Raw genomic sequence first — 22,600 nt, 5'->3', positions numbered from 1 at the left:
GTGGGGCCTTCCTTGGAAGGGCTCCCTCCTCCCCGGAAGGAGGGAGCCCCCTTTGTCCTAACGCCCGATCGCGTAGGCCTGCATCAGGCGCGGCGTCGCCGCGGCCTTGATGATGCCTTGCTCCCGGGATGCCGCGCACAAACGGCCGATCGACCATTCGGGCATTACTTCCACGTTATGCCCGCGCCGCAGCAATTCCTCAATGGTCGAGGCGGGTAGATTCGCCTCCACCGAAAGGCTGCCCGGCCGGCTTGCGCGCGGATAGAAGGAGCCGGGGAAATGATCGGTGTGGAACAGCGGCTGGTCGATCGTCTCCTGCAGGTTCAGCCCGTAATGGACATGGCGCAGGAAGAAGATCGGCTGCCACTGGTCCTGCTGGTCGCCGCCCGGCGTGCCGAACGCCAGGTAGGGCTTTCCGTCCCGCAGCGCCATGGACGGGGTCAGCGTCGTGCGCGGGCGCTTGCCCGGCGCCAGGCTGGACGGCAGGCCTTCCTCCAGCCAGAACATCTGCGCCCGGCTGGTCAGGGCGAAACCCAGCTCCGGGATGATCGGGGAGCTTTGCAGCCAGCCGCCGCTGGGCGTCGCGGAGACCATGTTGCCCCAGCGGTCGATCACGTCGATATGGCAGGTGTCGCCCCGCCGCTCACCGCGCTGCTCGGACAGGTGCGCCATGGTCGGCTCGCCCGCGCCGGCGCCGCTGTCGCTCCCGGCATGGCCGGCGACGCTGGGAACCGCCCGGTCCGCCTGCGCCTCGAAGCCGGGGATCCGGCCCGGCCGCAGCTCCAGCGAGGCGGTGTCGCCGACCAGCTTGCGGCGTTCGTCGTTGTAGGCGTCGGACAGCAGGGTCTCGACCGGCACCTTGACGAAGTCCGGATCGCCGTAATAGGCCTCCCGGTCCGCGAAGGCGAGCTTCATGCACTCGATCACGGTATGGATGAAGTCGGGGCCGTTCGGGTCCATGCTGTCGAGGTCGAAGCCCTTGAGCAGCGCGATCTGCTGGAGGAAGACGGGACCCTGGCCCCAGGGACCGGTCTTGCAGACGGTGTAGTTGCGGTACTCGTAGGTCAGCGGGTCCTCGTAGGTCGCCTTCCAGCCGGCCATGTCCTGGCCGCTCAGCAACCCGCGGTGGCGACGACCGGAGACGTCCATCACCTCGTTCGTCCGGCAGAAGCGGTCGATCGCCTCGGCCACGAAGCCTTTGTAGAACTGGTCGCGGGCTGCCTGGATCCGGGATTCGCGGGTCGGGCCCTGCGCCTCGCGCACCAGCCGCTTGTATGTGGCGGCCAGGCGTTCGTTGCGGAACAGGGCGCCCGGCTTCGGCACCTCGCCGTTCGGCAGCCAGGTCGCGGCGGAAGTCGGCCAGTCCTCCCGGAACATGGCGCTGACCGTCTCGATGGACTGGGAGACGCGGGCCAGCATGGGATGCCCGGTCTCGGCATAGTAGATCGCCGGCTCCAGCACGTCGGCCAGCTCCATGGTGCCGTGGTCGCGCAGCATGGTCAGCCAGGCGTCGAACGCGCCGGGAACCACGGCGGCGAGCAGGCCGGTGCCGGGGATCAGCGACAGGCCCTGATCGCGATAGGCCTGGATCGTCGCGGCGCCCGGCGCGGTGCCCTGGCCGCAGATCACGCGGACCCGGTCCTCCGACGCGTTGTAGATCAGGATCGGCACCTCGCCGGCGGGCCCGTTCAGGTGCGGCTCGACGATCTGGAGGACGAAGCCGGTGGCCACGGCGGCGTCGAAGGCGTTGCCGCCCTTCTCCAGCACCGCCATGCCGGCGGCCGAGGCCAGCCAGTGGGTCGAGGTGACGGCGCCGAAGGTGCCGAGGATTTCCGGACGGGTGGTGAACATTATGAGCGATTCCCTCTGGTTTTCTCGTTCAGCGGCTGTCGCGCGGGTCCAGCGCGTCGCGCAGCCCGTCTCCCAGGATGTTGAAGCCGAAGACCACGACGAAGATCGCGAGGCCCGGCCAGATCGCCATCCAGGGTGCCTGGGTGATGAAGTTCTTGGCGGTGTTGAGCATGCTTCCCCAGCTCGGGTCGGGCGGCTGCTGGCCGAGGCCGAGGAAGGACAGGCTGGCTTCCGCGATGATCGCGGTGGCGATGGTCAGGGTGGACTGGACCAGCAGCGGCGGGAAGATGTTGGGCAGGATGTACCGGCCGATGATCCGCAGGTCGGAACAGCCGACCGCCCGGGCGCCCTGGACATAGTCCTCGGTCTTGACCGACAGCACCTGCCCGCGCGCCAGCCTGGCGAAGATCGGGGCGGCGGAGATGCCGATCGCGATCATGGCGTTGGTCAGGCTGGGTCCGAGGAAGGCCGCCAGCGCGATCGCCAGGATCAGGAACGGGCAGGCCAGCACCGCCTCCGTCACGCGGGAGATCACGGCGTCCAGCCAGCCGCCGTAATAGCCCGAGACGACGCCCAGCGGCACGCCGATCGCCAGGGCGATGACGACCGAGATGATGCCGGCCGAGAGCGAGGCCCGGCTGCCGTGGATCAGGCGGGACATCACGTCCCGGCCGACATCGTCGGTGCCCATCCAGTGGGCCGCGCTGGGCGCCTTGCGGACGGTCAGCCAGCTCGACACGTTGGGTTCGTAGGGGGCGATCAGCGGGGCCGCGATCGCCATCAGGACGAACAGCAGCACGATCAGGCCGCCGGCCAGCGCCGCCGGGTTGCGGCCCAGCTTGCGCCAGACGCGGGACCGGGACCTGGGCCGCGAGGGTGCCGCGGTCGCGACCGCGTTTGTGATGCTCATGGCGGTGCCCTCCCTCAGGCGCGGAGCCGCGGGTTCAGCAGGAAGTAAAGCATGTCGGCCAGCAGGTTCATCAGGATGAAGGCGGTGCCGGTGAACAGGACGACGCCCTGAACGACCGCGTAGTCCCGGTTGAACACCGCGTCCACGATCAGCTTGCCGAATCCGGGGATGGTGAAGATCTGCTCGGTCAGCACGGCGCCCGACAGCAGCTCGCCGAGTTGCAGCGTGCCCAGCGTGACGACGGGGATCAGCGCGTTGCGGAGCGCGTGGCGCAGCACCACGATCCGTTCCGAAAGTCCCTTGGCCCGGGCGGTGCGGACATAGTCGGCACGGAGCGACGAGAGCATCGCGCTGCGGGTGTGCCGCATCATGATCGCGGCGATGCCGGTGCCGAGCACGAAGGCCGGCATGATCATGGTCTGGATGTTGCGGAGCGGATCGTCCAGCGGGTTGGCGTAGCCCGATGCCGGCAGCAGGCCCCACTGCACCGAAACCAGCATGATCAGCATGATGCCGAGCCAGAAATTGGGGATGGAGATGCCGGACAGGGCCACCACGTTGGCGCCCATGTCCCAGGCGGTCCCCTTGCGGACGGCCGACACGATGCCGGCCGGGATGCCGATCGCCAGCGCGATGATCATCGCCATCACGGCGAGCTGGATGGTGACCGGCAGCTTGCTGAGGATCAGTTCGGTCACCGGCATGCGGCTGCGGATCGACTCGCCCATGTCGCCGGACAGGACGCCGGTAAGCCAGTACCAGTACTGGACCGGCACGGGTTCGTTCAGGTGGTACCGCTCGCGGATCGCCTCCAGCACCTCCGGGCTGCGCTCCTCCCCGGCGATGGCGAGCGCCGGGTCGCCGGGCAGGAGGAGCTGGAGCGAGAAGACGAGCATCGAGATCAGCAGCAGGGTCGGGATGCTGACGGCGAGGCGCCGCGCCATGTAAGCCAGCAAGGGACGTTCCTTTGCGTATCCTCGTCCCCGCCCCCCGGGTGGGGAGGCGGGGGAACATGGTCCAGGGGTGTCGCGGGGTTACTTCTTGAGCGAGACGCCTTCCAGGCGGATCATGCCGTCCGGGTGGGGCTTGAAGCCTTCCAGGGCGGCGGTCATGGCCCAGAACCAGTTCTGGTGGTACATGTAGATGCGCTGCCGGTCGGCCAGGTAGAGCTCCGCCGCCTTGGCGTACTCCGCCTTGCGCGCTTCGGCGTCGGTCGTGGTCCGCGCCGCGTTGAGGTGTTCGTCGACCTTCGGATTGCAGTACTTGCCGTCGTTCAGGCCGCCCTTGCACGAGACGAAGATGTGGATGTTGCCGTCGGGGTCGGCCCGGCCGCTCCAGCCGATCAGGAACGCCTCGAAGTCGCCGCGGGTCTGGCGGTCCAGGCCGGTCGCGAACTCGGTCGCGTTGACCGACACGTCGAACCCGGCTTCGCCGGCCAGCGCCTGGATCACCTCGGCGACGCGCAGGCTGTCCGGGGCGTTGGGTGTCATCAGCTCGACCTTGACCCTGCCGTGGCCTGCCTCCTCCAGCAGCTTCTTCGCCCGCTCCACGTCGCGTTCCGGAACCGGCACGCTCTTGGCATAGTACGGGTTGGTGGGAGCCACGGGCTGGTTGCCGACGGTGTGCTCGCCCTCGAAACCGACCTGGTTGACGATGGTGCGGTCGATCGCCAGCTCGAACGCCTCGCGCACCTTCGGGTCCTTGCCGAGCGGCTGCTCGGCGCGGGGGCCGTTTCCGACGTTCAGCGTGATTCCCTGGTAGCCGAGGCTCGTCGCCTGCTCCAGCCTGAGCGAGCTGTCGCCGCGCACGGTCGGCAGGTCCGCCGGCGCCGTCCGCTCGATGATGTCCAGCCCGCCGGACTGCAGGTTCGCGAGCCGGACCGTGGTGTCGGGGATCGGCAGGTAGCTCACCCGCTCCAGCGGATAGGCCGAGGCGTTCCAGTGCTGCGGGAACTTCTCCAGCACGATCCGGTCCTGGGCGACGCGCTCGACGAACTTGTAGGGGCCGGAGCAGACGGGGGCGCGGCTGAAATTCTCGCCGGCCTCGCGGGCCGCCTTGGGCGAGATCATCATGCCGGCGCGGTCGGACAGGGCCGCCAGCAGCGGCGCGAACGGCTCCGACAGGTTCAGGCGGACGGTGTAGGGATCGACCACGTCCACCGAGGTGACCGCCGCGATCTCGCTGCGCCGGGTCGAGCCGGGCAGGGTGAGCGAGCGCTCGATGTTGAACTTCACCGCCTCGGCGTTGAACGGCTCGCCGTCATGGAAGGTGACGCCCTGGCGCAGCTTCAGGGTCAGCGCCTTGTTGTCGGGCGACCAGGACCACTCCGTCGCGAGCTGGGGCACGAAATCCAGGTCGGGGCCGAGGTCCACCAGCTTGTCGCACAGGCTGGTGAAGACGATGCGTCCGACGAAGGACCGGGCCAGATCGGGATCGAGCAGGTCCGGGTCTTCCTGGAGGCCGACGCGCAGGGTCTGCGCGCCCGCTCCGGAGGCGGTGAGGGCGATGAAGCCCGCGGCCAGCAGGCCGGCTTGCCAGTTCTTCATGGTCATTGGTTTCGAAGCTCCCTGTTTTTCCTTGGTGTGCCGGGGCCTCACAGGGCCGGCGCGTCTTCCTGGAGCGCCCTGCGCTCCATGTAGAGGGCGCGGCGCCTGGCGTAGGCCTCGCTGATCGGGCGGGCCGCGGCGGCGGCGGGCCGGGGCAGGGCGTCGATTTCCCGCCAGAAATGGCAGGCGACGCCGTGGTCGTCGTCGTTGGCACCCATCACCGGCTCCTCGGTCCGGCAACGGTCCCGGACGTAGGGGCAGCGGGTGTGGAAGCGGCAGCCGCTGGGGGGATTGAGCGGGCTCGGCACGTCGCCTTCCAGCAATTGCCGGTCCGGCCGGGCCTCGGGATCGGGCAGCGGCACCGCCGACATCAGCGCCCGCGTATAGGGATGGCGTGGCGAGGAGAAGAGGGCCTGCGTGTCCGCCAATTCCACCATCTTGCCCAGATACATCACGCCGACCCGGTCGGACATGTGCCGGACCACGGCGAGGTCGTGGGAGATGATCACCAGCGTCAGCCCGAGCCGCTGCTTCAGGTCCTCCAGCAGGTTGATCACCTGCGCCTGGACGGACACGTCCAGGGCCGAGACCGGCTCGTCGCCGATCACCAGCTCCGGGCCGGCGGCCAGGGCGCGGGCGATGCCGATCCGTTGGCGCTGGCCGCCGCTGAACTCGTGCGGGTAGCGGTCGGCGTGCCGGGCGGTCAAGCCGACCAGTTCGAGCAGTTCGATCATCCGCTCGCGCCGCTGGGCGCGGGTGCCGAGCTTGTGGACCTGCATCGGCTCGGTCAGGATCTCCGCGACGGTCATGCGCGGGTTGAGCGACGCGAAGGGGTCCTGGAAGATCATCTGCATGCGGGCGCGGAGCGGGCGCATGCTGCGTTCCGGGATCGCCGCGATGTCCTGGCCATGGAAGCGGACGGTGCCGCCGGTCGGGTCGATCAGGCGCAGGACCAGCCGGGCCAGGGTGGACTTGCCGCAGCCGCTCTCGCCGACGATCGCCAGGGTCTCGCCCTTGCGGACGGTGAAGCTGACGCCGTCCACAGCCTTGACGGAGCGGCCGCTTCCGGGCAGCAGCGACTTGGAGGTCGCGAAGTGTTTGGTCAGGTTCTCGATCTCGAGAATGTTCTCGGCGGGTGCCGTCTGCATGGCGGTCTCCCTTCTCAAGTCTCGGGCGGCTCAGGCGGCGCGCTCTTCCAGCGGGGCTCTCCAGCAGGCGACGGCATGGCCGGGGGCAAGGTCGGCCAGCGGCGGCTCCTCGGTCCGGCATTTGTCCACCGCGAAGGGGCAGCGAGTGCTGAAGCGGCAGCCCTGCGGCATGTCGGCCGGGGCCGGCACCGAGCCGCGGATGGTCGGCAGCCGCCCGATGTCGGCATCCAGGCGGGGGATCGAGCTGAGAAGGCCCAGCGTGTAGGGGTGCTGGGGATCGGCGAACAGGTCGGCGACCGATGCCTGCTCGACGATCCGGCCGGCATACATCACCGCCACGTCGTCGCCGACCTCCGCCACCACGCCCAGGTCGTGGGTGATCAGGAGGACCGCGGTGCCCGTCTCGTCCTGGAGGGTGCGGATCAGGTCCAGGATCTGGGCCTGGATCGTGACGTCGAGCGCGGTGGTCGGCTCGTCCGCGATCAGAAGCCGGGGATCGTTGGCGAGCGCCATGGCGATCATCACCCGCTGGCGCATGCCGCCCGAGAGCTGGTGCGGATAGTCCTTCATGCGCTGCTCGGCCGCCGGGATGCGCACCCGCTTCAGCATTTCGACCGCGTGCCGCTCGGCTTCGGCCCGGCCGACGGGGCGGTGGCGCCGGATCCCCTCGACGATCTGGTCGCCGATGGTGAAGACCGGGTTGAGCGAGGTCATCGGCTCCTGGAAGATCATCGCCATCCGGTCGCCGCGCCGCTCGTTCAGCTCATGGCGGTTCAGCTTGAGCAGGTCGGTGCCGTCCAGCAGGATCTCGCCCCGGCCGACGACCGCGGTCGGGGCGAGGAGGCCCATGATGGACAGGGCGGTGACGCTCTTGCCGCAGCCGGACTCGCCGACCAGGCACAGGGTCCGTCCGCTCCGCGCCGTGAAGGACACGCCGTCCAGCACGTTGAAGCTGCCGTCGTCGGTGCGGAAGCCCACCTGGAGATCGCGAACCTCGGCGACCGGCGTTCCGGCGGCCTGCGCCGGGGCGGCCGGTGTATCGGCCAGTATGGTTTCGGCTCCTTGAAGAGCCATCAGCCCTCCTCCCCGGCCAGGCCGGATTCCAGAACGGTGTTGATGTGATGGGTGATCGCCGTCACCGCGGTCTCGGGATCGCGGGTCCGCAGTGCCTCGACCACGTCCCAGTGGCGCCGGGCGGAGATCAACAGCGGGCGGGTGCGGCCCGGTTCGGCCAGCGTCAGCCGATGCAGGTGGAGCAGGCAGCGGCTGAGGATCGCGTCGAGCGCCGGCATCCCGGCCCGGGCGAAGATCGCGAGGTGGAACTCGCAATCCAGTTCGGTCAGGGCATACTCGTCGCCGGCCTCGGCCACCCGTTCCATGTCTTCGACCACCCTGGACAGGCGCATGAGGAGGCTTTCGTCGGCCAGCGGTGCGGCCCGGCGGATGCCCTGCGTCTCCAAATGAAGGCGAAGGAACTGCATCTCCCGAGCCTCGGGCGGCCCGGTGACGGAAACCGTCGTCCCGCGGTAGCCGCTGCGGACCACGAGCCCGTCCTCCCGCAGGCGCATCAGCGCTTCGCGGACCGTGCCCTGGCTGCATCCGTATTCCCGGGCGACGGTTATCTCCAGCATGGGATCGCCGGGTTTCAGCCCGCCCTTGACGATCTGCCTTCGCAGGTCGTCATAGAGCACGCTGCCCTTGCGTGCCTTGCTGAACTGGACCGTTCCCGCCTCGCCGAGCCGCGCCATGCCGTCACCGTGAGTATCATTATCGATAACGATAATACGCAGATGGCGGAAACTTGCGCAAGCAGATTGTTAACGGAAACTTAATGATGAAGAATAGTGCGGTCTGCCAATGATTTGAACAGCGGCCTGCCTAACGGGGCGGCATCGCGAGCACGCCGGTGCAGGCGGCCGGCACCGGTGCGGGAGCCGGCCGGGACGGCGCGGCCCGGGGTTTGGCCGGCGCCTTGGCCGGCGGCGTCAGTCTGGCCAGCCAGTCCGCCAGTTCGGCTCCGCAGCCGTCCCCTTCGGGCGGCGCATCCTGGGAGACGCAGTCGGGCTGGTCGGCGGGGCAGTTCAGCCTGACATGGAAATGGGCGTCGTGCCCGTGCCACGGGCGGACCAGCCGAAGCCAGGACCGGTCGCTCCAGGGGCGCTCGCACAGCGCCTGCTTGATGGCGGGATTGACGAAGATGCGGGCGACCCGGGGATCCATCGCCGCGAACCGGACGAGGTCGGCCTGCTTGGCCGTGAAGCGCCGGGGATCGACCCGCCTCGCCGCGAAATCGACCATGCTGGGCAGGTCGAGGTTCTCGCGTCCGGAGCGGGGCAGGGGCGGCAGGTCGAGACGGAACCAGATATCGGCATCCAGGCCGATCTCGTGGCTGGCGTGGCCGAACGCCATCGGCCCGCCGCGCGGCTGGGACATGTCCCCGATCAAGGCTATGCCCAGCCCCGCTCCGGCGACGCGGCGCCCGAGGTTGAGCAGGTAGTCGACGGTTTCGGGATGGCCGAAATAGCGGTTCCGCGACAGGCGGACGACTTGGTGCCCCGGTCCCTCGGGCGGCAGGGAGCGGGCGCCGGCGATACACCCGTTCGTGTATGAACCGAAGATCCTGGGCGGTCCGGGCGCGGGCGCCGCGACCTTGCCCCAATCTCCCGATTTGCTTGGCTGGGCCTCGGCGGTAAGCCCCGAGCAGAGGGTGATTCCGACGGCAAGCAGGAGAGCCGAAAGCCTGGGCGTCATGGGGAGATCATCTTAAGGTTGGCTATGGCGTTCGGGAGTCTCCCCACGCGTCACCCAGGCGTGTAGCATCGTTTCTTTAATACACGGTTTCCCGATTCAATGAGGGCCGTAGACGCAGGGAGTAGTCGAATGCCGGACATAATGATCGACGTGCATGACCAGCAGATGCCGGCTTACCTGGCCGAGCCCGACAGCCGGCGCGCCGGCGGGGTCGTCCTGATACACGAGATTTTCGGGCTCAACCGATCGATGCGCGAGACGGCCGACCGGTTCGCGAAAGCCGGGTTCCTGACCGTCTGCCCCGACCTGACCTGGCGGCAGGGCAACCTGCCGGAGCTGGAGCCGGGAACCGACCAGGCGCTCGAGGAGGGCAGGCGCCGGATGGCCGAGCTGACCGACGAGCAGATGCTGGACGATGTCAGGGCCGCGGTACTCCACCTGCGGGAGATGGACCCCTGCAACGAGCGGGTCGCGACAGTGGGCTACTGCATGGGCGGGCGCATCGCCTACCTCATGGCATGCCGCGGTGATACGCAGGCCAACGTCGCCTATTACGGCACCCGGATCGAGAAGCACCTCGGCGAGGCGGTGAAGCTGACCCGCCCGTTCATGATGCACCTGGGCGCGGACGATCCCTTCATCCCGCCCGAAACGCGCAAGCGCCTGGTGGAGCGCCTGTGCCCCGTTGCGGGGGTCGCCATTCATACCTATCCTGGCGTCGGCCACGGCTTCGCCCGGCCCGGCACCGCCGGGGCGGCGGCGGAAGCGGGCAAGCTGGCGGACCAGCGCACCTTCGATTTCCTGGGCCTGTACCTGCGCTGATCGGGCCGGAGCACTGGACGGACGCGTCGGGCGCCTCAACATACTCGCAAACGGCTCCTGCCGAGCGGGGCGTAATCCGACTGGAGGCGGATCATGGAGAAAGCGACTTTCGGTGCCGGTTGCTTCTGGGGGGTGGAGGCGGCGTTCCGCCATGTGGACGGGGTGACCGACACGACCGTAGGCTATCTCGGCGGGACCCGGGACAACCCGACCTATGACGACGTCTGCACCGACCAGACCGGCCATGCGGAGGTCGTCCAGGTCGAGTACGAACCGGCGCGCGTATCCTATGCGCAGCTCCTGGACGTATTCTGGCAGATCCACGATCCGACCACCCTGAACTGCCAGGGGCCGGACGTCGGTACCCAGTACCGCTCCGCCATCTTCACCCATTCGCCGGAGCAGGAGGCGGAGGCCCGGGCATCGAAGGAGCGTGCCCAGGCTTCCGGCCGGTTCGTCCGGCCGATCGTGACGGAGATCACCCCGGCCTCCACCTTCTGGCGGGCGGAGGAGTATCACCAGCGCTACCTGGAACGCCGCGGCATGGCTTCCTGCCACATATGAGGGCTTGCCCGTGAGGCCGGGACGGCGGGGCAGGCTCATCCTGTTCAACAAGCCCTACGACGTGCTCTCGCAGTTCACCGACCGGGAGCAGGGTCGGGCGACCCTGGCCGACTACATCGGGATCCCCGGCGTCTACGTCGCGGGCCGCCTGGACCGCGACAGCGAGGGGCTGCTGGTCCTGACCGACGACGGCGCCCTGAACACGCGGATCGCCGATCCGCGCCACAAGCGGCCCAAGACCTACTGGGCCCAGGTCGAAGGCGTTCCGGACGAGGCGGCGCTCGAGGCGCTTCGCCGCGGCGTGACGCTGAAGGACGGGCCGACGCTGCCGGCCGGCGCGCGGCTGATCGGCGAGCCGGCGGACGTCTGGCCGCGCGACCCGCCGATCCGCTATCGCGCGAGCATCCCGACCTCCTGGATCGAGTTGACGCTCCGCGAGGGGCGCAACCGGCAGGTCCGCCGGATGACCGCGGCGGTCGGGTTTCCGACCCTTCGCCTGATCCGGCGCGCGGTGGGCGACTGGTCCGTCGAGGGTCTGGCTCCCGGCGAATGGCGTGAGATTTCCGTCACCTCCAGGCAGGGAAGCTGATAAAATCACCGGCAAATCCACACCACCGGCGGCCGGGGTATCTCCATGGCGATCGATCTTGCCCAGTTCAGGCTTCCGGAAGCCGTGAACATGCCGCGCATCGGAGCCACCCCCATCGTCGTGATCGGGTTGCTGTCGGCGTCGCTGTTCGGACTTTTCTATCTCGCGGCCCTGAACAATCCCGGCATCGTCCGCCCGCCCAAACCGGTCGCCGCCGCGCCGGAACGGCCGGTCGCTCAGCCGGTGCGCGAGGCGGCGACGCCCGTTCCCAGCGTCCCGGCACCCCCGGCGGCGCCGGCGCCGGAGCGTCCGAGGCCGGCGACCCGGGCGGAGCTGCGGGAGATCCAGACGCTGCTGAAGGCCGCCGGCTACGATCCCGGCCCGGCCGACGGGCTGATGGGGCCGAAGACCCACGGGGCGATCGCGGCGTTCAGGCGTGACCACGGGATCGCGGCCGGAGCGGAGCCTGATTCCGTCCTGCTGGAGGCGGTGCGGGCGGCACGGCGATAGATCACCGGAGGAGGGTGCGTTTCCCGCGTACCTTGGGCGGTGGGACGCCGCCCCTCCGCATGAACTATCGATCCGCCCGACGGGCCGCCAGATCGAGCCAGTTGCGCGCCAGTTCGCGGGCGAAGGCGGCGGCTTCCGGCAGATGCTCGGCCAGACCTGCTTCCATCTCCCGGGCGACCGCGTCGTAATCCTCGTCCGGGCCGGCTTCGGTGCGGAACATGGCGACCCAGTCGCGGACGATCTCCGGCGTGACTTCCGGGTGGAACTGGAGGCCGTACTGGGTATCGCCCAGCCGGAAAGCCTGGTTGGCGCAGTCCGGTCCGGTCGCCAGCAGGACGGCGCCGGGTGGCAGGTCGAAGGTGTCGTAGTGCCACTGCATGATGTGGCGCACAGGTCCCAGCGAACCCAGCACCGGGTCCTCGGCGCCGGCCTCGGTCCGGTGGACCGGGCAGAAGCCGCGTTCCACCTGGACATGCTTGTAGACCCGCTCGCCATGCGCCCGGGCCAGGAGTTGGGCGCCCAGGCAGACGCCCAGCAGCGGCCGGTCCGCCTCAGCGAAGCGGCGCATCAGGTCCATCAGGTCCGGCAGGTAGGGATTGGCCTGGTCGTCGCCTGCGAACTGCGGGCCGCCGAGCACCAGGGCGCCGTCGAATCCGTCGATACCGGCTGGCAGGGCTTCACCGTCCGGCGGGGTGACTGTGACGAGGTCGGCGCCGAATTCCGACAGGTATTCGCCGAGCAGTCCGGCGGGCGCGCGCCGGCTGTTCTGGACTACGAGGATACGCACGATGGCAGGGCTTCACATCTTGTCGAGTGGAAAGATCGGACGGCGGACCCGCTCGAAACGGAGCCGGCCATAGTCCGAGGTGGTCACGCCCTCGCCGGCGCATTCCACGATGTGCCGGGCGATGGGCTGGAAGCCCGCACGATAATGGATCCGCGACTTCAGCATGATGTATTTCTTCGCCGCCGGGTCGATGCCGAGGCTGAGCAGGCAGCCCAGGTCCCAAGGCTCGTGGTGGCGCTCGATCAGCACGATCTCGACCGCGCCGGTGTCGAGCACGACCGTGCGCCCCATGCCGACGCGCACTCCCGTGTACATCGGCCCCCGGATCGTGTACTCGCCGTCGGTGATGACCCGGACGGTGCCGGTGACGGTGAGCGGCTTCCCTTCCAAGCCTATGGCAGGCATCGGCAGCCTGCCGCCGATGTCGATCGTGACGCGCGTGCCGACCCCGGCCTCGACCAGCCGCGCGACCGAGGCCGGGTCGTGGATGGCGAAGGCGACGACGTCCTTCAAGCCCTGCCGCATGATCTCCGCAAGCACGGCGGTCACGTCCTGGGTGCCGCCCGATCCGCAATTGTCGGAATGGTCGAGCAGGAGCACCGGCCCGTCGGCGAGGGCGGCGGCCCGCGCGACCGAGCGGGCCAGCGGCTCGGCGTGGTAGACGAACTCCTCCCGGCGGCGCCAGGCTTCGTCCAGCAGGCCGTCTCGGATCGTCTGTGCGCCGGCCGGATCGCCCTCGGTCACCGTGACCACGCTGATCCCGGCGTCGCGGATATCCGCATGGGGGAAGCCGCCGAACACGCTGACCGCGAGGGCGCCGGCCTGTTCCAGGCGCCGTGCCTCCTGCACGAGGTCGCGCATGGGAGCCTCTGCCGTGCCCATGCGCATCACGTGCGGCAGCATCGGCCGGTTGCCCCAGGCCATGGCCGGCCGGCAAGTTCCCTTCAGGGCACCCAGCGCGATGCGTCCGACGCGATCCCCGGTCTCGTACATGTCGACGTGGGGATAGGTCTTGAACCCGGCGATGGCGGTCGCGTTGGATACGATCTTCTCGGAAAGATTGCCATGAAGGTCGAGCGCCACGCCGATCGGCACGTGGGGAGCGGCGGCGCGGACGCGGGCCAGAAGCTCGCCCTCGCCGTCCTCGAAGCTGCGGGTCACCATGGCGCCGTGCAGGTCGAGAAGCACGCAGTCGCAACCCCGGGAGACCTCCTCCAGGATCGAGTCGGTCAGCCGGGCATAGGCGTCGTCGCTGACCGGCCCGCTGGGCCAGGCCTCCGCGGCGACGGGGGTCGCGATGTCGGCGCCCTCCGCCTCGGCGAGGTCGATGAAGGCGCCCATCGGGGTGGCGGTCTTGCGGTAGGCGCGGAACGCGTCCGCTCCCCAGGCCGGCCCGCCGTTGCCGAACCGTTCCAGCGGCGTGGGCACGGGAGAAAAGGTGTTCGTTTCGTGCTTCAGCAGCGCGATGACGACACGCATCGGCCTCCCTCCCGTCTTATGGTTACCGCCCCGGCGGCGCTCAGGCTTCCTCGCGCCGCTCCAGTGTGGTCCGAACCTTGTGGGCGATCAAGGCGCCGATCCGCGCGTCGGCCGCGTTGCGGGTGTCGAGCTCGGGTTCGGAATCGCCCTCTTCCAGGTCGAGCAGCGCGCCTGCCAGGCGGCCGGACCGGACCGCGCCGATGACGGCGCCGTTGTCGACCAGGCCCGGATGGGAGGCGTTGATCAGGACGGCGCCCGGGCGCATCTCGGTGATGGTTTCCCAGTCGATCAGCTCGCGGGTCTCGTCCGTCAGTCGGAGATGCAGGCTGACCGCGTCGCAGGTTTCGAGCAGGTGGAGCAGGCCTGAGGGATGGACGCCGAGGTCGGCCCACAGCGGGCTCTCCCGATCGACCAGCGGGTCGTAGGCCCACACGGTCAGCCCCAGGGCGCGGGCACGGCCGGCGATCTCCCGGGCGGCGGGATTGAACCCGACGAGGCCCAGGGTGCGGTCGCCGTTGCCGGGCATCCAGCCGGAGCGGCCGAGCAGGCGCACCAGCCCGGCGACGACCCGGTCGGCCGGCGTCTGCTCCGCCCCGGCCTCGTAGGCGTGGATCTCTATCCCACGGGCGCGGCAGGCTTCCAGGTCGACCTGCTCCGCGCAGGCGCCCAGGCAACCGATCACCCGCAGGCGGGGAGCCGCGGCGAGCAGATCCGCGTCGATGATGGTGCGGTCGCGCACGATGAGCGCCCGGGCATCGGCCACGGCTCCGCTCAGGGCGGCGCCGTCGCGCGCCAGGGCATGGTCGTATCGGACTTCGAAGCTGCGCCCCAGGTCATGGACCGCGGCTTCGTGCATGGGCTCGGAAATGACGATATCTGGCACGGCGACCTACCGTGTTGGAGAATGGATCATGGCGGGGAAGCGTATGCGGGAGGTCTTGCTCTCATCGCATCGCTGTAAGATTAACGGATGGGGCACCCGGCGCAATCCCCGGGGACGAAAAAATTATCGTCAGCCGATTTCCGCCCCGACGGCTTTCTCCGCTCCACCGGAGGCCATTCCGCTCTGCAGGCCCCACAGCCGGGCATAGATCCCGTTCCGCCGAAGCAACTCGGAATGGGTCCCGGTTTCGGCGACCCGGCCCTCGTCGATGACGTAGATCCGGTCGGCATCGACGATCGTGGACAGCCGGTGCGCGACCACGAGCGTCGACCGGCCCTCCTGCAAGGCCTTGAGGGCGCCCTGGACGGCGCGCTCGGACTCGGTGTCGAGGGCCGATGTCGCCTCGTCCAGCAGCAGGATCGGAGCGTTCCGCAGCATCGCGCGAGCGATCGAGATCCGCTGGCGCTGGCCGCCCGAGAGCTTGACGCCGAACTCGCCGACCAAGGTGTCGTAGCCGTCCGGCAGGCGCAGGATGAAGTCGTGGGCTGCGGCGGCCTTGGCGGCGGCGAGGACTTCCTCGTCCGTGGCGCCGATCCGGCCATAGGCGATGTTGGCCCGGATCGTGTCGTCGAACAGCGCCACCTCCTGGCTCACCAGGGCGATATGGCTGCGCAGGCTCTCCAAGGTCACGTCGCGAACATCGACCCCGCCGATCCGGACCGCGCCGCCCGCGACGTCGTAGAACCGCGGGATCAGGTTCAGCAGCGTCGACTTGCCGGCCCCCGACGGGCCGACCAGCGCCACCGTCTGACCGTCCGGCACGTCGAGCGTGATCCCGTGCAGCGCCTGCTTCTCCTCGTCGCCGTATGAGAAACGCACGGCCTCGAACCGGATGTCGTGCCGGGTCACGTCGAGCGTACGGGCGCCCGCCCGGTCGACGATCGCGGGCGCCGTGTCGAGCAGGGCGAAGACCCGGTCGGCCGCGGCGAGGCCGCCCTGGAGCTGGCCGTTCAGCTTCGCCATGCGCTTCATCGGCTCGTAGGCCAGCAGGAACGCGGTGATGAAGGAGAACAGGGCGCCGGCGGTGCGTTCCCCGTTGATCACCTGGTAGCCGCCGTAGACGATCACCGTGACGATCGCAAGGCCGCTCAGGACCTCCGTCACCGGGCCGGACATGGCCGAGACCCTGAAGCCCTTGTGGACCAGTTCGTACAGGTTCTCGATGATTCCGCCGACCCGCTTTTGCTCGTACGTCTCCATCCCGTACGCCTTGACGTGGCGGGCACCCTGGAGCGTCTGGTTCAGGATGGTCGAGAAGTGGCCCAGCTCCGCCTGGGTGTTGGCGGAGACCTTGCGCAGCCGCTTGCCGATTCGCGCCACGAAATAGGCCGCCAGTGGGAAGGCGATGAAGGCGCCGGTCGCCAGCACCCAATCCTGGTGGAACATCACCGCTATCAGGATCACCAGGGTCAGCACGCTCTTGCCCAGCCCGGTCAGACATTCCGCGACGGCGAGGCGCATCAGCCCGACATCGTTGACCATGCGCGAGATCAGCTGTCCGGCCGACGTGCCGTGGAAGAACGACAGATCGGAACGCAGCAGGTGGGCATACATGTCGCCCTGCACGTCGGCCACGATCCGCTGGCCGATTTTGTTCATCTGGACGCTGTGGAAGTAGGTCGATATCCCCCGCAACCCGAAGGCGATAAGCACACCGGCCGCGACCGGAAACAGCATATCCTGGTTGCGGTTCTGGAACACCTCGTCGATGATCGGTTCCATCAGCTTGGCCATGGCGCCAGTGGTCCCCGCCGCCACGGCCATCCATATCAGCGCTTGCGCCAGGATCCAGCGGTAGGGCTTCAGGTAGGTCAGCACCAGCCGCTTCAGCAACGGCCAGGTGGCCGTGTGGCGGGTCGTCGGCTTGTCGAAGTTTCTGGTCACGGATGAGGATGGATTGGTTTTCATGAGGCGTAAATCAGGGCGCGGCGGCTCGCCCGTCGAATTCGGCGAACCCTTTCGGGTCGGTCAGAACTTGACCGATCCGAAGGCATTTGGCCAGCGGTGACTTGTCCCATGGGGGACTGTCGGCCCCGGCGGGAGGTCGCCACGGGAAAATAGATAGGGTGGATGGTGCCGCAGCCACAGGGTAGCGGCATCTATATCCTTTGACCAAGCATTAACTATGACCGTGTAGCCTCGCTGCATGGTGGTCTTTTCAAAGCATCAGCCAGGTGCTCGCATGCCAGACGAAACCAGCCTGATCCGCACCCGCCCCCGCATCGGCCTGGCGCTCGGTGCCGGCGTGGCGCGCGGGTGGGCGCATATAGGCGTCCTTCGCGGCCTCAAGCGCCTCGGCATCGAGCCGGACATCGTCACCGGAACCTCGGTCGGGGCCCTGGTCGGCGGCTCTTTCCTCGCCGGCCATCTCGACACGCTGGAGGAATGGGCGCGCAATCTCAGCCGCATGAAGATCGTCAGCTACCTGGACCTGCGGGTGCGCAGCGGCGGCCTGATCGGCGGCGGCCGCCTGATGGCGGAGATGAAGAAGCATATGGGCGACCAGCAGATAGAGGATTTGCCGATCCCTTTCGCCGCCATCGCGACCGACCTGGTCACCGGCCACGAGGTATGGCTGAGGACGGGCGGGCTCGCGGAAGCGCTGCGCGCGTCCTTCTCGCTGCCGGGCGTCTTTCCGCCGATCTGCATCGACCAGCGCTGGCTGGTGGACGGCGCCCTGGTCGACCCCGTTCCGGTGGCGGCCTGCCGGGCGCTGGGCGCCGAGATGGTGATCGCGGTCAACCTCAATGCCGACATCCTGGGCAAGGCCCGCAAGCCCGGCGCCAGCATCGCGACGGCGGCGGGCTTCGACCTGCTCCAGGCCTTGGAGGAGACCCAGCAGGCGCCCGAGACGCCGCCGCCGTCCCGCCTGGACGCCCTGACCCGGCGCGTCTTTAGCCGCGACTACGAGGGGCCGAGCCTGTTCGGCGTAATGGTGTCCTCTCTGGGGATCATCACCGACAGGATCGGGCGCGCGCGCCTCGCGACCGATCCGCCCGACGTCCAGATCGCTCCGCGGCTCGGCCATGTCGGGCTGCTGGAGTTCGACCGGGCGTCCGACGCGATCGAGGAGGGCGCCGCCGCGACCGAGCGGGCCGTCCCCGACCTTGCCGACGCGATCCGGGTGTTCAGTGCCAACCTGCGGGATACCGCGCGCTGACCGGCACGGTCGGCGTCAGCGAGGCGGCAGGGTGCCGCCCGGCACGAGATCCAGGCAGTTCTCCACGATCCGGTAGCACTGCCCGAGCGAGGCCGACGCGCCGGCCGAGCCGGTATAGGAGAGTTGCTCGACCACGCCGTTCCGCACCGTGAAGGTCGCGTCGCAGCTGTTGGAATAGCCGCCGCCCCCGCCGAACAGCGGGATGCCGATGCCGAAGCCGACCCCGGAGCCGCCGCTGCCGCCGGCCACGCCGAACGACGTGCTCGGACCGCCGCCGCTGTATTCCCGGCTGGTGTAGGTCATGAACTCCGTATTGTCGACCTGGGCGGAGCGTTGCGGCACCCCGGCGCAGGACAGCAGGGTTTCCTTCGGCATGCCGACCAGCGTCTGCCGCGCGTCCGCGGCCCTGTCCGCGTTCGGGTTCGCGCAGGATGCCAGCGCCACCGCGGCGGCACCCAGCACCAGCATGGTCCCGGTCGATTTCGATCCCCTCACCTCACGCTCCTTCCTGTGTCCCGGTCCGATGTCCCGGCCCGATGTTGTTGCTGGGAAAACAGTGCGGAAGGCACTGTAGTTCACCCGATGAGGCTTGATCGAGGGCGCTTCCGCTTCAAGCTTGATGGGACTTGCCCAAACCCAGGGGGCCGGACCAATCGGGGAGGTCGCTTCGATGCCGTTCCAGACCACGATCCGCCGCGCGATCGCGGCCATCTTCGCGTTCCTCGCCGGCTTGGCCGGCCCTTCGGTCGCGATGGCCATGTGCCAGCCGGTGGCATCCGGCCCCGACCCGCTGCTCCACCACGCGGCGTTGCGGCAGGCGGCTGCGCCGGCCGCGGGATCGCTGCGGCTGACCTTTCTCGGTCACGCCAGTTTCCTGATCGAGAGCCCGGAAGACGTGTCGGCGGTGACCGACTACAACGGCTATCTGCGGCCGGACCGGCTGCCTGATATCGTGACGATGAACAACGCGCACTCGACCCACTACACCGACCGTCCGGACCCGGGAATCCTGCACGTGCTGCGCGGCTGGGGCGAACAGGGCGACATGGCGGTGCATGACGTGACCCTGCGCGACATGCGGGTACGGAACGTTCCGACCAACCTGAGGGACTACGGCGGGACGCGGGTGAGCGGAAACTCGATCTTCGTGTTCGAGGCGGGCGGCCTGTGCGTCGCCCATCTGGGCCACCTGCACCACACCCTGACCGACATGCATCTGGCGGAACTGGGAGTGATCGACGTGCTGCTGGTGCCGGTGGACGGGTCCTACACCATGGCGCAGGACTATATGGCCGAGGTGATCGCGCAGATCCAGCCGTCCTTGGTGATTCCGATGCACTACTTCAACGCCTCGACCCTCGCGGGATTCCTCCAGCGGATGGACGGCACCTATCAGGTCCGGACGTCGGACAGCGCCACGGTCACCCTGTCCCGCCAGACGCTGCCCTATCGCCAGATCCTCGTCCTGCCCGGCCATTGAGGAGCGCCGAACCGCGGGCGCTCAGCGGACGAATTGCATCTCGATGCGGCTGGTCCAGGCGGGGTCGGCCATGTCGGGCCATTGGTTCTTGTCGAAGCCCTGCATCTGCTTCAGCCGCTCCGGATCGACGTCCAGGATGAAGCGCTTCTCGGTCTCGTTCAGTCTCAGCACGCGCCAGGGAACGGCGAACAGCTTCTCCCCGAAGCCCAGTGTGCCGCCGAACGCCAGGACCGCGTAGACGACCCGTCCGTCGGCCAAGTCCACCATGGTGGCCTCGATCGTTCCCACCTCCTGGCCAGCCCGGTTGCGCACGGTGTCGCCGGCCAGGTTTCCGGCCGACATCACGCGCCTGTGCAGCACGTCGCCGTCGCGTCCCATCCAGAAGCCGTGGACGCGCTGACCCCATGACAAGTCGGCCATGTCGGGCCAGGCGTCCTTGTCGAAGCCTGGAGCCTCGCGCAGGCGCGACCGGTCGATGTCGATCCAGACCTGCCGCCGCCGCTCGTCGATGCGCAACGCCTGCCAGGGCAGGGCGAAAAGCTTGCCGCCCAGTCCCATGATGCCGCCGAACGACAGCACGGCATAGGCGACGCGTCCGGTGGGGACGTCGATCATGACATCCTCGATCCGTCCCAGCCCCTGGTTCTCCAGGTTGCGGACCTCGTCGCCGATCAGCGATTGCGCGGACAGCACGGCCCGGCGGCGCCATCCCTTGGCATCGGCGACGAAACGGTCGGGCTGGGGCGTGGTCGAGGCGACGGAAACCGCCAGCCAGGCGATCCCGAGGGCGATCAGCCCGGCCGGCAGCGGGTTGTCCCGGATCGCGTCGGCGAGCCGGTGACCGCCCCGGGAACGCAGCGTTCCCGTGACATCCTCCAGCCACTCGCTCGGCTTGAACTTGCGTTCCAGTTGGGAGATCGCCCGGGCCAGGTTGGCCTGCGTCTCCCCGATCTCGCGCTGGATCTCGTCCGGTGAGCGGCCGTAGCCGGTCATGGCGTGCGGCCCCGCACCAGGCTGGCATCGCTTTTCAGCGTTTCCAGCGTACGCTCCGGGGTCAGGTTCAGCTTCTTCATGTTGCTGATGCCCTTGAGCAGCATGACGACGCCGACCAGCAGCACGACGCCGCCGACGATCAGGGCGGCCAGCCACGGGTCGACGACCTTCGACAGGCCCCAGGTCCCCGACAGCATCAGGAAAAGGATGCCGATGAACAGAACGGCGCCGCCGACCGCCAGGGACACGGCGCCGCGTGTGATCTGCCCGGCCTTCTCTCCGGCCTCGACGCGGGCAAGCTCGATCTCGCGCTTGACCAGCAATGTCGCCTCTTGCCGAAGATTGGCGAAAAGGCCGCTCAAGGGCATGTCGACGGTCCTGTTTTCCTGCATCTTCCACTCCCGTACCATATGCGCGCACTCCGACGCCCAAGGCGCCGCCCAGCATGTCGCAAACCATTCAAAGGCGCTCGAGTTCCCCGAGATCGAGGCGCCCGGGTCAGGATGCCGGTCGTTCGAAACCCGCGGCGCGGGCTTCCTCGTCGGTGCAGAACAGCCGGCCCCCGGCTTCCGGATCTGGCGTCACCTTGTCGTAGACGCCATCGGTCGGCACCAGGTAGATCCTGCGGCCGGACTGCTCGACCGCGGCCTTGACGGGGCAGGGCACCGGCGACTTCCGCTCCGCCTCGAGCCGGTCTCCCTGGCGCCAGCGGACCGACGGGACGAAATCGCCCCGCCAGATCCCGAGCTTGCTGTCCTTTGCCACGCGCTGCGCCTCCAGATAGGCCGGGGGCGCTCCCGGCCGGGCGACGGCGAAGCCCTGCTGGACCAGCAGGAGGCCGAGGTTCCCGGCACCGCCCATGCATTCCACGCCATCGCCGTCAGCCCGGCGCGTGCAGGAAACGGGCATGATCCCGATCATCTTCCGGAGCGCGAAGCTTGCTTCCAGCCCGCAGGCATACAGCGCCCCGTTGTTCAGGCAGCGCTGACCCAGTTCCGGCGCGTCGATACCCGCCAGCTCGTGGACTTCGGAACCCATCTGCACGGTATCGCCGTCGATCACCCGGGTCGGGATCTTGCCTTCGGAAGCTTGCCGGGCGGCCGACGGGGCGTGCCCGGCCACGACGCCGATGGTCAGGAGCGTCAGCAGGACGATCCCGAGCGGCCGCGCGCCCGCTCTGCTTCGTGATGGAATCATGGGCCTTGGCCCTCCGCCGCCTGTCCGCGTACCATCCCCTGGCCAACGGCACGGGCGGCGGATGGTTCCCGATCAGGCCCGCGGCGGGATGGACCCTGCCTCGTCGGAGATGGTGATCTCGACGCGCCGGTTCTGCTGCCGGCCCCCGGACGTGTTGTTGCTGGCGACCGGAAGCGCCGGTCCGAGGCCCCGCGTGACGATCCGCCGGGGATCGATGCCCTGGGAGACCAGCCCTCGGCGCACGGACTCGGCACGGTCCTCGGACAGCTCCTGGTTCAGCTCGACGCTGCCGGTGCTGTCGGTGAAGCCGGTGACTTCGACGGTCCGTTCCGGATTCTGGCGCATGAAGGCCGCGAGGTCGGTGATGGTGCGCTGCGCTCCCGAACGAAGATCGGCCTTGCCGACCTCGAACAGGACGTCGCCCAGCGTCAGGACCATGCCGCGCTCGGTCTGCTTGGCCTGGAGTTCGGCCAGCTGGCGCTGAAGGCTCTGGACCTGTCCGGAGCGGGCGTTGAGCAGGACCTGGTCGCGGCTCTGGTTGGCCTGCTCGATCTGCTGCTGCGCCGCCTTCAGCTCGGCGGTCTGGGACGCGATCTCGGCCCGCCGCTCGGCCAGATAGGCCTCGTGGTCGACCACGTCGACATCCTCGCCGGCGGCCTGGGCTTCCTGGGCCTCGCGCAGGGCCTGCTCGGCGCGCTGGAGCTCGAGGGCGGCCGTGTTGACCACCTGCGGATTGTTGCGGGCCGACTGGTAGGCGGCGTTCGCCTGGCTGACGCTGGCCGTCTCGGTCGGAGCGTTGGCGCAGGCGGCCAGGAGCGCGCAGGCGGAGGCGCCCAGCGCCAGGCGGCGGATAACCGTCATGTGATTTCC

At 68.9% G+C, this 22,600-nt stretch carries 23 protein-coding genes; 6 read left to right on the top strand and 17 right to left on the bottom strand.

All coding sequences use genetic code 11. From position 1 onward, the window contains the following. Positions 1–57: 57 nt before the first annotated feature. The 8 genes from IGS68_RS14105 to mepA form a co-directional block, all read right to left on the bottom strand. Positions 58–1,851: a gamma-glutamyltransferase family protein gene (locus tag IGS68_RS14105; RefSeq protein ID WP_201069879.1), complete on the bottom strand. Its 1,794-nt coding sequence runs from the start codon at positions 1,849–1,851 to the stop codon at positions 58–60. A 28-nt stretch (positions 1,852–1,879) separates the two neighbouring features. Continuing rightward, positions 1,880–2,761, bottom strand: coding sequence for an ABC transporter permease (locus IGS68_RS14100; protein ID WP_201069876.1), 882 nt, complete (start codon positions 2,759–2,761; stop codon positions 1,880–1,882). Between the two features lie 14 nt (positions 2,762–2,775). Further along, positions 2,776–3,717: an ABC transporter permease gene (locus IGS68_RS14095; RefSeq protein WP_201069871.1), complete on the bottom strand. Its 942-nt coding sequence runs from the start codon at positions 3,715–3,717 to the stop codon at positions 2,776–2,778. 78 nt (positions 3,718–3,795) lie between these two features. Further along, positions 3,796–5,313 carry an ABC transporter substrate-binding protein gene (locus IGS68_RS14090; protein WP_247880833.1) on the bottom strand — a complete coding sequence of 506 codons (1,518 nt, stop codon included), beginning with the start codon at positions 5,311–5,313 and terminating at the stop codon, positions 3,796–3,798. Between the two features lie 41 nt (positions 5,314–5,354). Next, entirely contained in the window at positions 5,355–6,455 is a 1,101-nt protein-coding gene (locus tag IGS68_RS14085) for an ABC transporter ATP-binding protein (RefSeq protein WP_201069869.1), read from the bottom strand. Between the two features lie 30 nt (positions 6,456–6,485). Beyond that, positions 6,486–7,529, bottom strand: a complete 1,044-nt coding sequence (locus IGS68_RS14080) for an ABC transporter ATP-binding protein (protein WP_201069866.1) — start codon at positions 7,527–7,529, stop codon at positions 6,486–6,488. Then, positions 7,529–8,203 carry a GntR family transcriptional regulator gene (locus IGS68_RS14075; RefSeq protein WP_201069863.1) on the bottom strand — a complete coding sequence of 225 codons (675 nt, stop codon included), beginning with the start codon at positions 8,201–8,203 and terminating at the stop codon, positions 7,529–7,531. The genes IGS68_RS14080 and IGS68_RS14075 overlap by 1 nt, the downstream gene beginning before the upstream one ends. Positions 8,204–8,333: 130 nt before the next feature. After that, a complete protein-coding gene (mepA, locus tag IGS68_RS14070) occupies positions 8,334–9,206 on the bottom strand; it encodes a penicillin-insensitive murein endopeptidase (RefSeq protein WP_201069861.1) in 873 nt (290 codons plus the stop codon). Between the two features lie 129 nt (positions 9,207–9,335). Between mepA and IGS68_RS14065 the strand changes: the two genes are divergently transcribed. The 4 genes from IGS68_RS14065 (at position 9,336) to IGS68_RS14050 (ending at position 11,691) form a co-directional block, all read left to right on the top strand. Continuing rightward, positions 9,336–10,028, top strand: coding sequence for a dienelactone hydrolase family protein (locus tag IGS68_RS14065; RefSeq protein WP_201069859.1), 693 nt, complete (start codon positions 9,336–9,338; stop codon positions 10,026–10,028). Positions 10,029–10,121: 93 nt separating this feature from the next. Further along, positions 10,122–10,592, top strand: a complete 471-nt coding sequence (gene msrA / locus IGS68_RS14060) for a peptide-methionine (S)-S-oxide reductase MsrA (RefSeq protein ID WP_201069849.1) — start codon at positions 10,122–10,124, stop codon at positions 10,590–10,592. Positions 10,593–10,602: 10 nt separating this feature from the next. Then, positions 10,603–11,181, top strand: a complete 579-nt coding sequence (locus IGS68_RS14055; protein ID WP_201069846.1) for an rRNA large subunit pseudouridine synthase E — start codon at positions 10,603–10,605, stop codon at positions 11,179–11,181. Between the two features lie 45 nt (positions 11,182–11,226). Next, on the top strand, positions 11,227–11,691 hold the full coding sequence (locus IGS68_RS14050) for a peptidoglycan-binding domain-containing protein (protein ID WP_201069833.1): 465 nt from the start codon (positions 11,227–11,229) through the stop codon (positions 11,689–11,691). A gap of 64 nt (positions 11,692–11,755) precedes the next feature. Here the strand turns inward: IGS68_RS14050 and IGS68_RS14045 are convergent, their stop codons facing one another. The 4 genes from IGS68_RS14045 to IGS68_RS14030 all read right to left on the bottom strand — a co-directional run bounded on the left by IGS68_RS14045 (position 11,756) and on the right by IGS68_RS14030 (position 16,784). Beyond that, positions 11,756–12,478, bottom strand: coding sequence for a type 1 glutamine amidotransferase (locus IGS68_RS14045; RefSeq protein ID WP_201069831.1), 723 nt, complete (start codon positions 12,476–12,478; stop codon positions 11,756–11,758). Between the two features lie 12 nt (positions 12,479–12,490). Then, positions 12,491–13,957 (bottom strand): M81 family metallopeptidase, encoded by a 1,467-nt coding sequence (locus tag IGS68_RS14040; protein WP_201069829.1) that lies wholly within the window; start codon positions 13,955–13,957, stop codon positions 12,491–12,493. A gap of 40 nt (positions 13,958–13,997) precedes the next feature. Beyond that, positions 13,998–14,840, bottom strand: coding sequence for an NAD(P)-dependent oxidoreductase (locus tag IGS68_RS14035; RefSeq protein WP_201069828.1), 843 nt, complete (start codon positions 14,838–14,840; stop codon positions 13,998–14,000). A 129-nt stretch (positions 14,841–14,969) separates the two neighbouring features. Further along, entirely contained in the window at positions 14,970–16,784 is a 1,815-nt protein-coding gene (locus IGS68_RS14030; protein WP_247881330.1) for an ABC transporter ATP-binding protein, read from the bottom strand. Between the two features lie 298 nt (positions 16,785–17,082). Here IGS68_RS14030 and IGS68_RS14025 point away from each other — a divergent pair, with 298 nt between their 5' ends. Then, positions 17,083–18,060, top strand: coding sequence for a patatin-like phospholipase family protein (locus tag IGS68_RS14025; RefSeq protein WP_247881329.1), 978 nt, complete (start codon positions 17,083–17,085; stop codon positions 18,058–18,060). A 15-nt stretch (positions 18,061–18,075) separates the two neighbouring features. On the opposite strand, the gene IGS68_RS14020 is transcribed toward IGS68_RS14025, so the two are convergent. After that, on the bottom strand, positions 18,076–18,555 hold the full coding sequence (locus IGS68_RS14020) for a hypothetical protein (RefSeq protein ID WP_247881328.1): 480 nt from the start codon (positions 18,553–18,555) through the stop codon (positions 18,076–18,078). A gap of 175 nt (positions 18,556–18,730) precedes the next feature. On the opposite strand from IGS68_RS14020, the gene IGS68_RS14015 reads away from it, so the two are divergent. Next, positions 18,731–19,540, top strand: a complete 810-nt coding sequence (locus IGS68_RS14015) for an MBL fold metallo-hydrolase (RefSeq protein ID WP_201080948.1) — start codon at positions 18,731–18,733, stop codon at positions 19,538–19,540. A gap of 21 nt (positions 19,541–19,561) precedes the next feature. Here IGS68_RS14015 and IGS68_RS14010 read toward each other — a convergent pair whose 3' ends face one another. The 4 genes from IGS68_RS14010 to IGS68_RS13995 all read right to left on the bottom strand — a co-directional run bounded on the left by IGS68_RS14010 (position 19,562) and on the right by IGS68_RS13995 (position 22,591). Beyond that, on the bottom strand, positions 19,562–20,533 hold the full coding sequence (locus tag IGS68_RS14010; RefSeq protein WP_201080946.1) for a PRC-barrel domain-containing protein: 972 nt from the start codon (positions 20,531–20,533) through the stop codon (positions 19,562–19,564). Beyond that, positions 20,530–20,925 carry a phage holin family protein gene (locus IGS68_RS14005; RefSeq protein WP_201080944.1) on the bottom strand — a complete coding sequence of 132 codons (396 nt, stop codon included), beginning with the start codon at positions 20,923–20,925 and terminating at the stop codon, positions 20,530–20,532. The genes IGS68_RS14010 and IGS68_RS14005 overlap by 4 nt, the downstream gene beginning before the upstream one ends. A gap of 106 nt (positions 20,926–21,031) precedes the next feature. After that, positions 21,032–21,730 carry a thermonuclease family protein gene (locus IGS68_RS14000; protein ID WP_201080942.1) on the bottom strand — a complete coding sequence of 233 codons (699 nt, stop codon included), beginning with the start codon at positions 21,728–21,730 and terminating at the stop codon, positions 21,032–21,034. A 72-nt stretch (positions 21,731–21,802) separates the two neighbouring features. After that, positions 21,803–22,591 (bottom strand): OmpA family protein, encoded by a 789-nt coding sequence (locus tag IGS68_RS13995; protein WP_201080939.1) that lies wholly within the window; start codon positions 22,589–22,591, stop codon positions 21,803–21,805. Positions 22,592–22,600 lie beyond the last annotated feature (9 nt).

This window comes from Skermanella sp. TT6 (genome assembly GCF_016653635.2).
In the GTDB taxonomy this organism is placed as follows: domain Bacteria; phylum Pseudomonadota; class Alphaproteobacteria; order Azospirillales; family Azospirillaceae; genus Skermanella; species Skermanella cutis.
The sequence above is the reverse complement of the archived record's forward strand: the minus strand, read 5'-3'. Positions and strand labels throughout refer to the sequence as shown.

What these genes read in the sequence shown, in the direction of transcription:
- IGS68_RS14105 (WP_201069879.1), bottom strand. Translation starts at nt 1,851, where the DNA reads ATGTTCACCACCCGTCCGGAAATCCTCGGCACCTTCGGCGCCGTCACC.
- IGS68_RS14100 (WP_201069876.1), bottom strand. Translation starts at nt 2,761, where the DNA reads ATGAGCATCACAAACGCGGTCGCGACCGCGGCACCCTCGCGGCCCAGG.
- IGS68_RS14090 (WP_247880833.1), bottom strand. Translation starts at nt 5,313, where the DNA reads ATGACCATGAAGAACTGGCAAGCCGGCCTGCTGGCCGCGGGCTTCATC.
- IGS68_RS14085 (WP_201069869.1), bottom strand. Translation starts at nt 6,455, where the DNA reads ATGCAGACGGCACCCGCCGAGAACATTCTCGAGATCGAGAACCTGACC.
- IGS68_RS14080 (WP_201069866.1), bottom strand. Translation starts at nt 7,529, where the DNA reads ATGGCTCTTCAAGGAGCCGAAACCATACTGGCCGATACACCGGCCGCC.
- IGS68_RS14075 (WP_201069863.1), bottom strand. Translation starts at nt 8,203, where the DNA reads ATGGCGCGGCTCGGCGAGGCGGGAACGGTCCAGTTCAGCAAGGCACGC.
- mepA (WP_201069861.1), bottom strand. Translation starts at nt 9,206, where the DNA reads ATGACGCCCAGGCTTTCGGCTCTCCTGCTTGCCGTCGGAATCACCCTC.
- IGS68_RS14065 (WP_201069859.1), top strand. Translation starts at nt 9,336, where the DNA reads ATGCCGGACATAATGATCGACGTGCATGACCAGCAGATGCCGGCTTAC.
- msrA (WP_201069849.1), top strand. Translation starts at nt 10,122, where the DNA reads ATGGAGAAAGCGACTTTCGGTGCCGGTTGCTTCTGGGGGGTGGAGGCG.
- IGS68_RS14050 (WP_201069833.1), top strand. Translation starts at nt 11,227, where the DNA reads ATGGCGATCGATCTTGCCCAGTTCAGGCTTCCGGAAGCCGTGAACATG.
- IGS68_RS14040 (WP_201069829.1), bottom strand. Translation starts at nt 13,957, where the DNA reads ATGCGTGTCGTCATCGCGCTGCTGAAGCACGAAACGAACACCTTTTCT.
- IGS68_RS14025 (WP_247881329.1), top strand. Translation starts at nt 17,083, where the DNA reads ATGCCAGACGAAACCAGCCTGATCCGCACCCGCCCCCGCATCGGCCTG.
- IGS68_RS14015 (WP_201080948.1), top strand. Translation starts at nt 18,731, where the DNA reads ATGCCGTTCCAGACCACGATCCGCCGCGCGATCGCGGCCATCTTCGCG.
- IGS68_RS14010 (WP_201080946.1), bottom strand. Translation starts at nt 20,533, where the DNA reads ATGACCGGCTACGGCCGCTCACCGGACGAGATCCAGCGCGAGATCGGG.
- IGS68_RS14005 (WP_201080944.1), bottom strand. Translation starts at nt 20,925, where the DNA reads ATGCAGGAAAACAGGACCGTCGACATGCCCTTGAGCGGCCTTTTCGCC.
- IGS68_RS14000 (WP_201080942.1), bottom strand. Translation starts at nt 21,730, where the DNA reads ATGATTCCATCACGAAGCAGAGCGGGCGCGCGGCCGCTCGGGATCGTC.
- IGS68_RS13995 (WP_201080939.1), bottom strand. Translation starts at nt 22,591, where the DNA reads ATGACGGTTATCCGCCGCCTGGCGCTGGGCGCCTCCGCCTGCGCGCTC.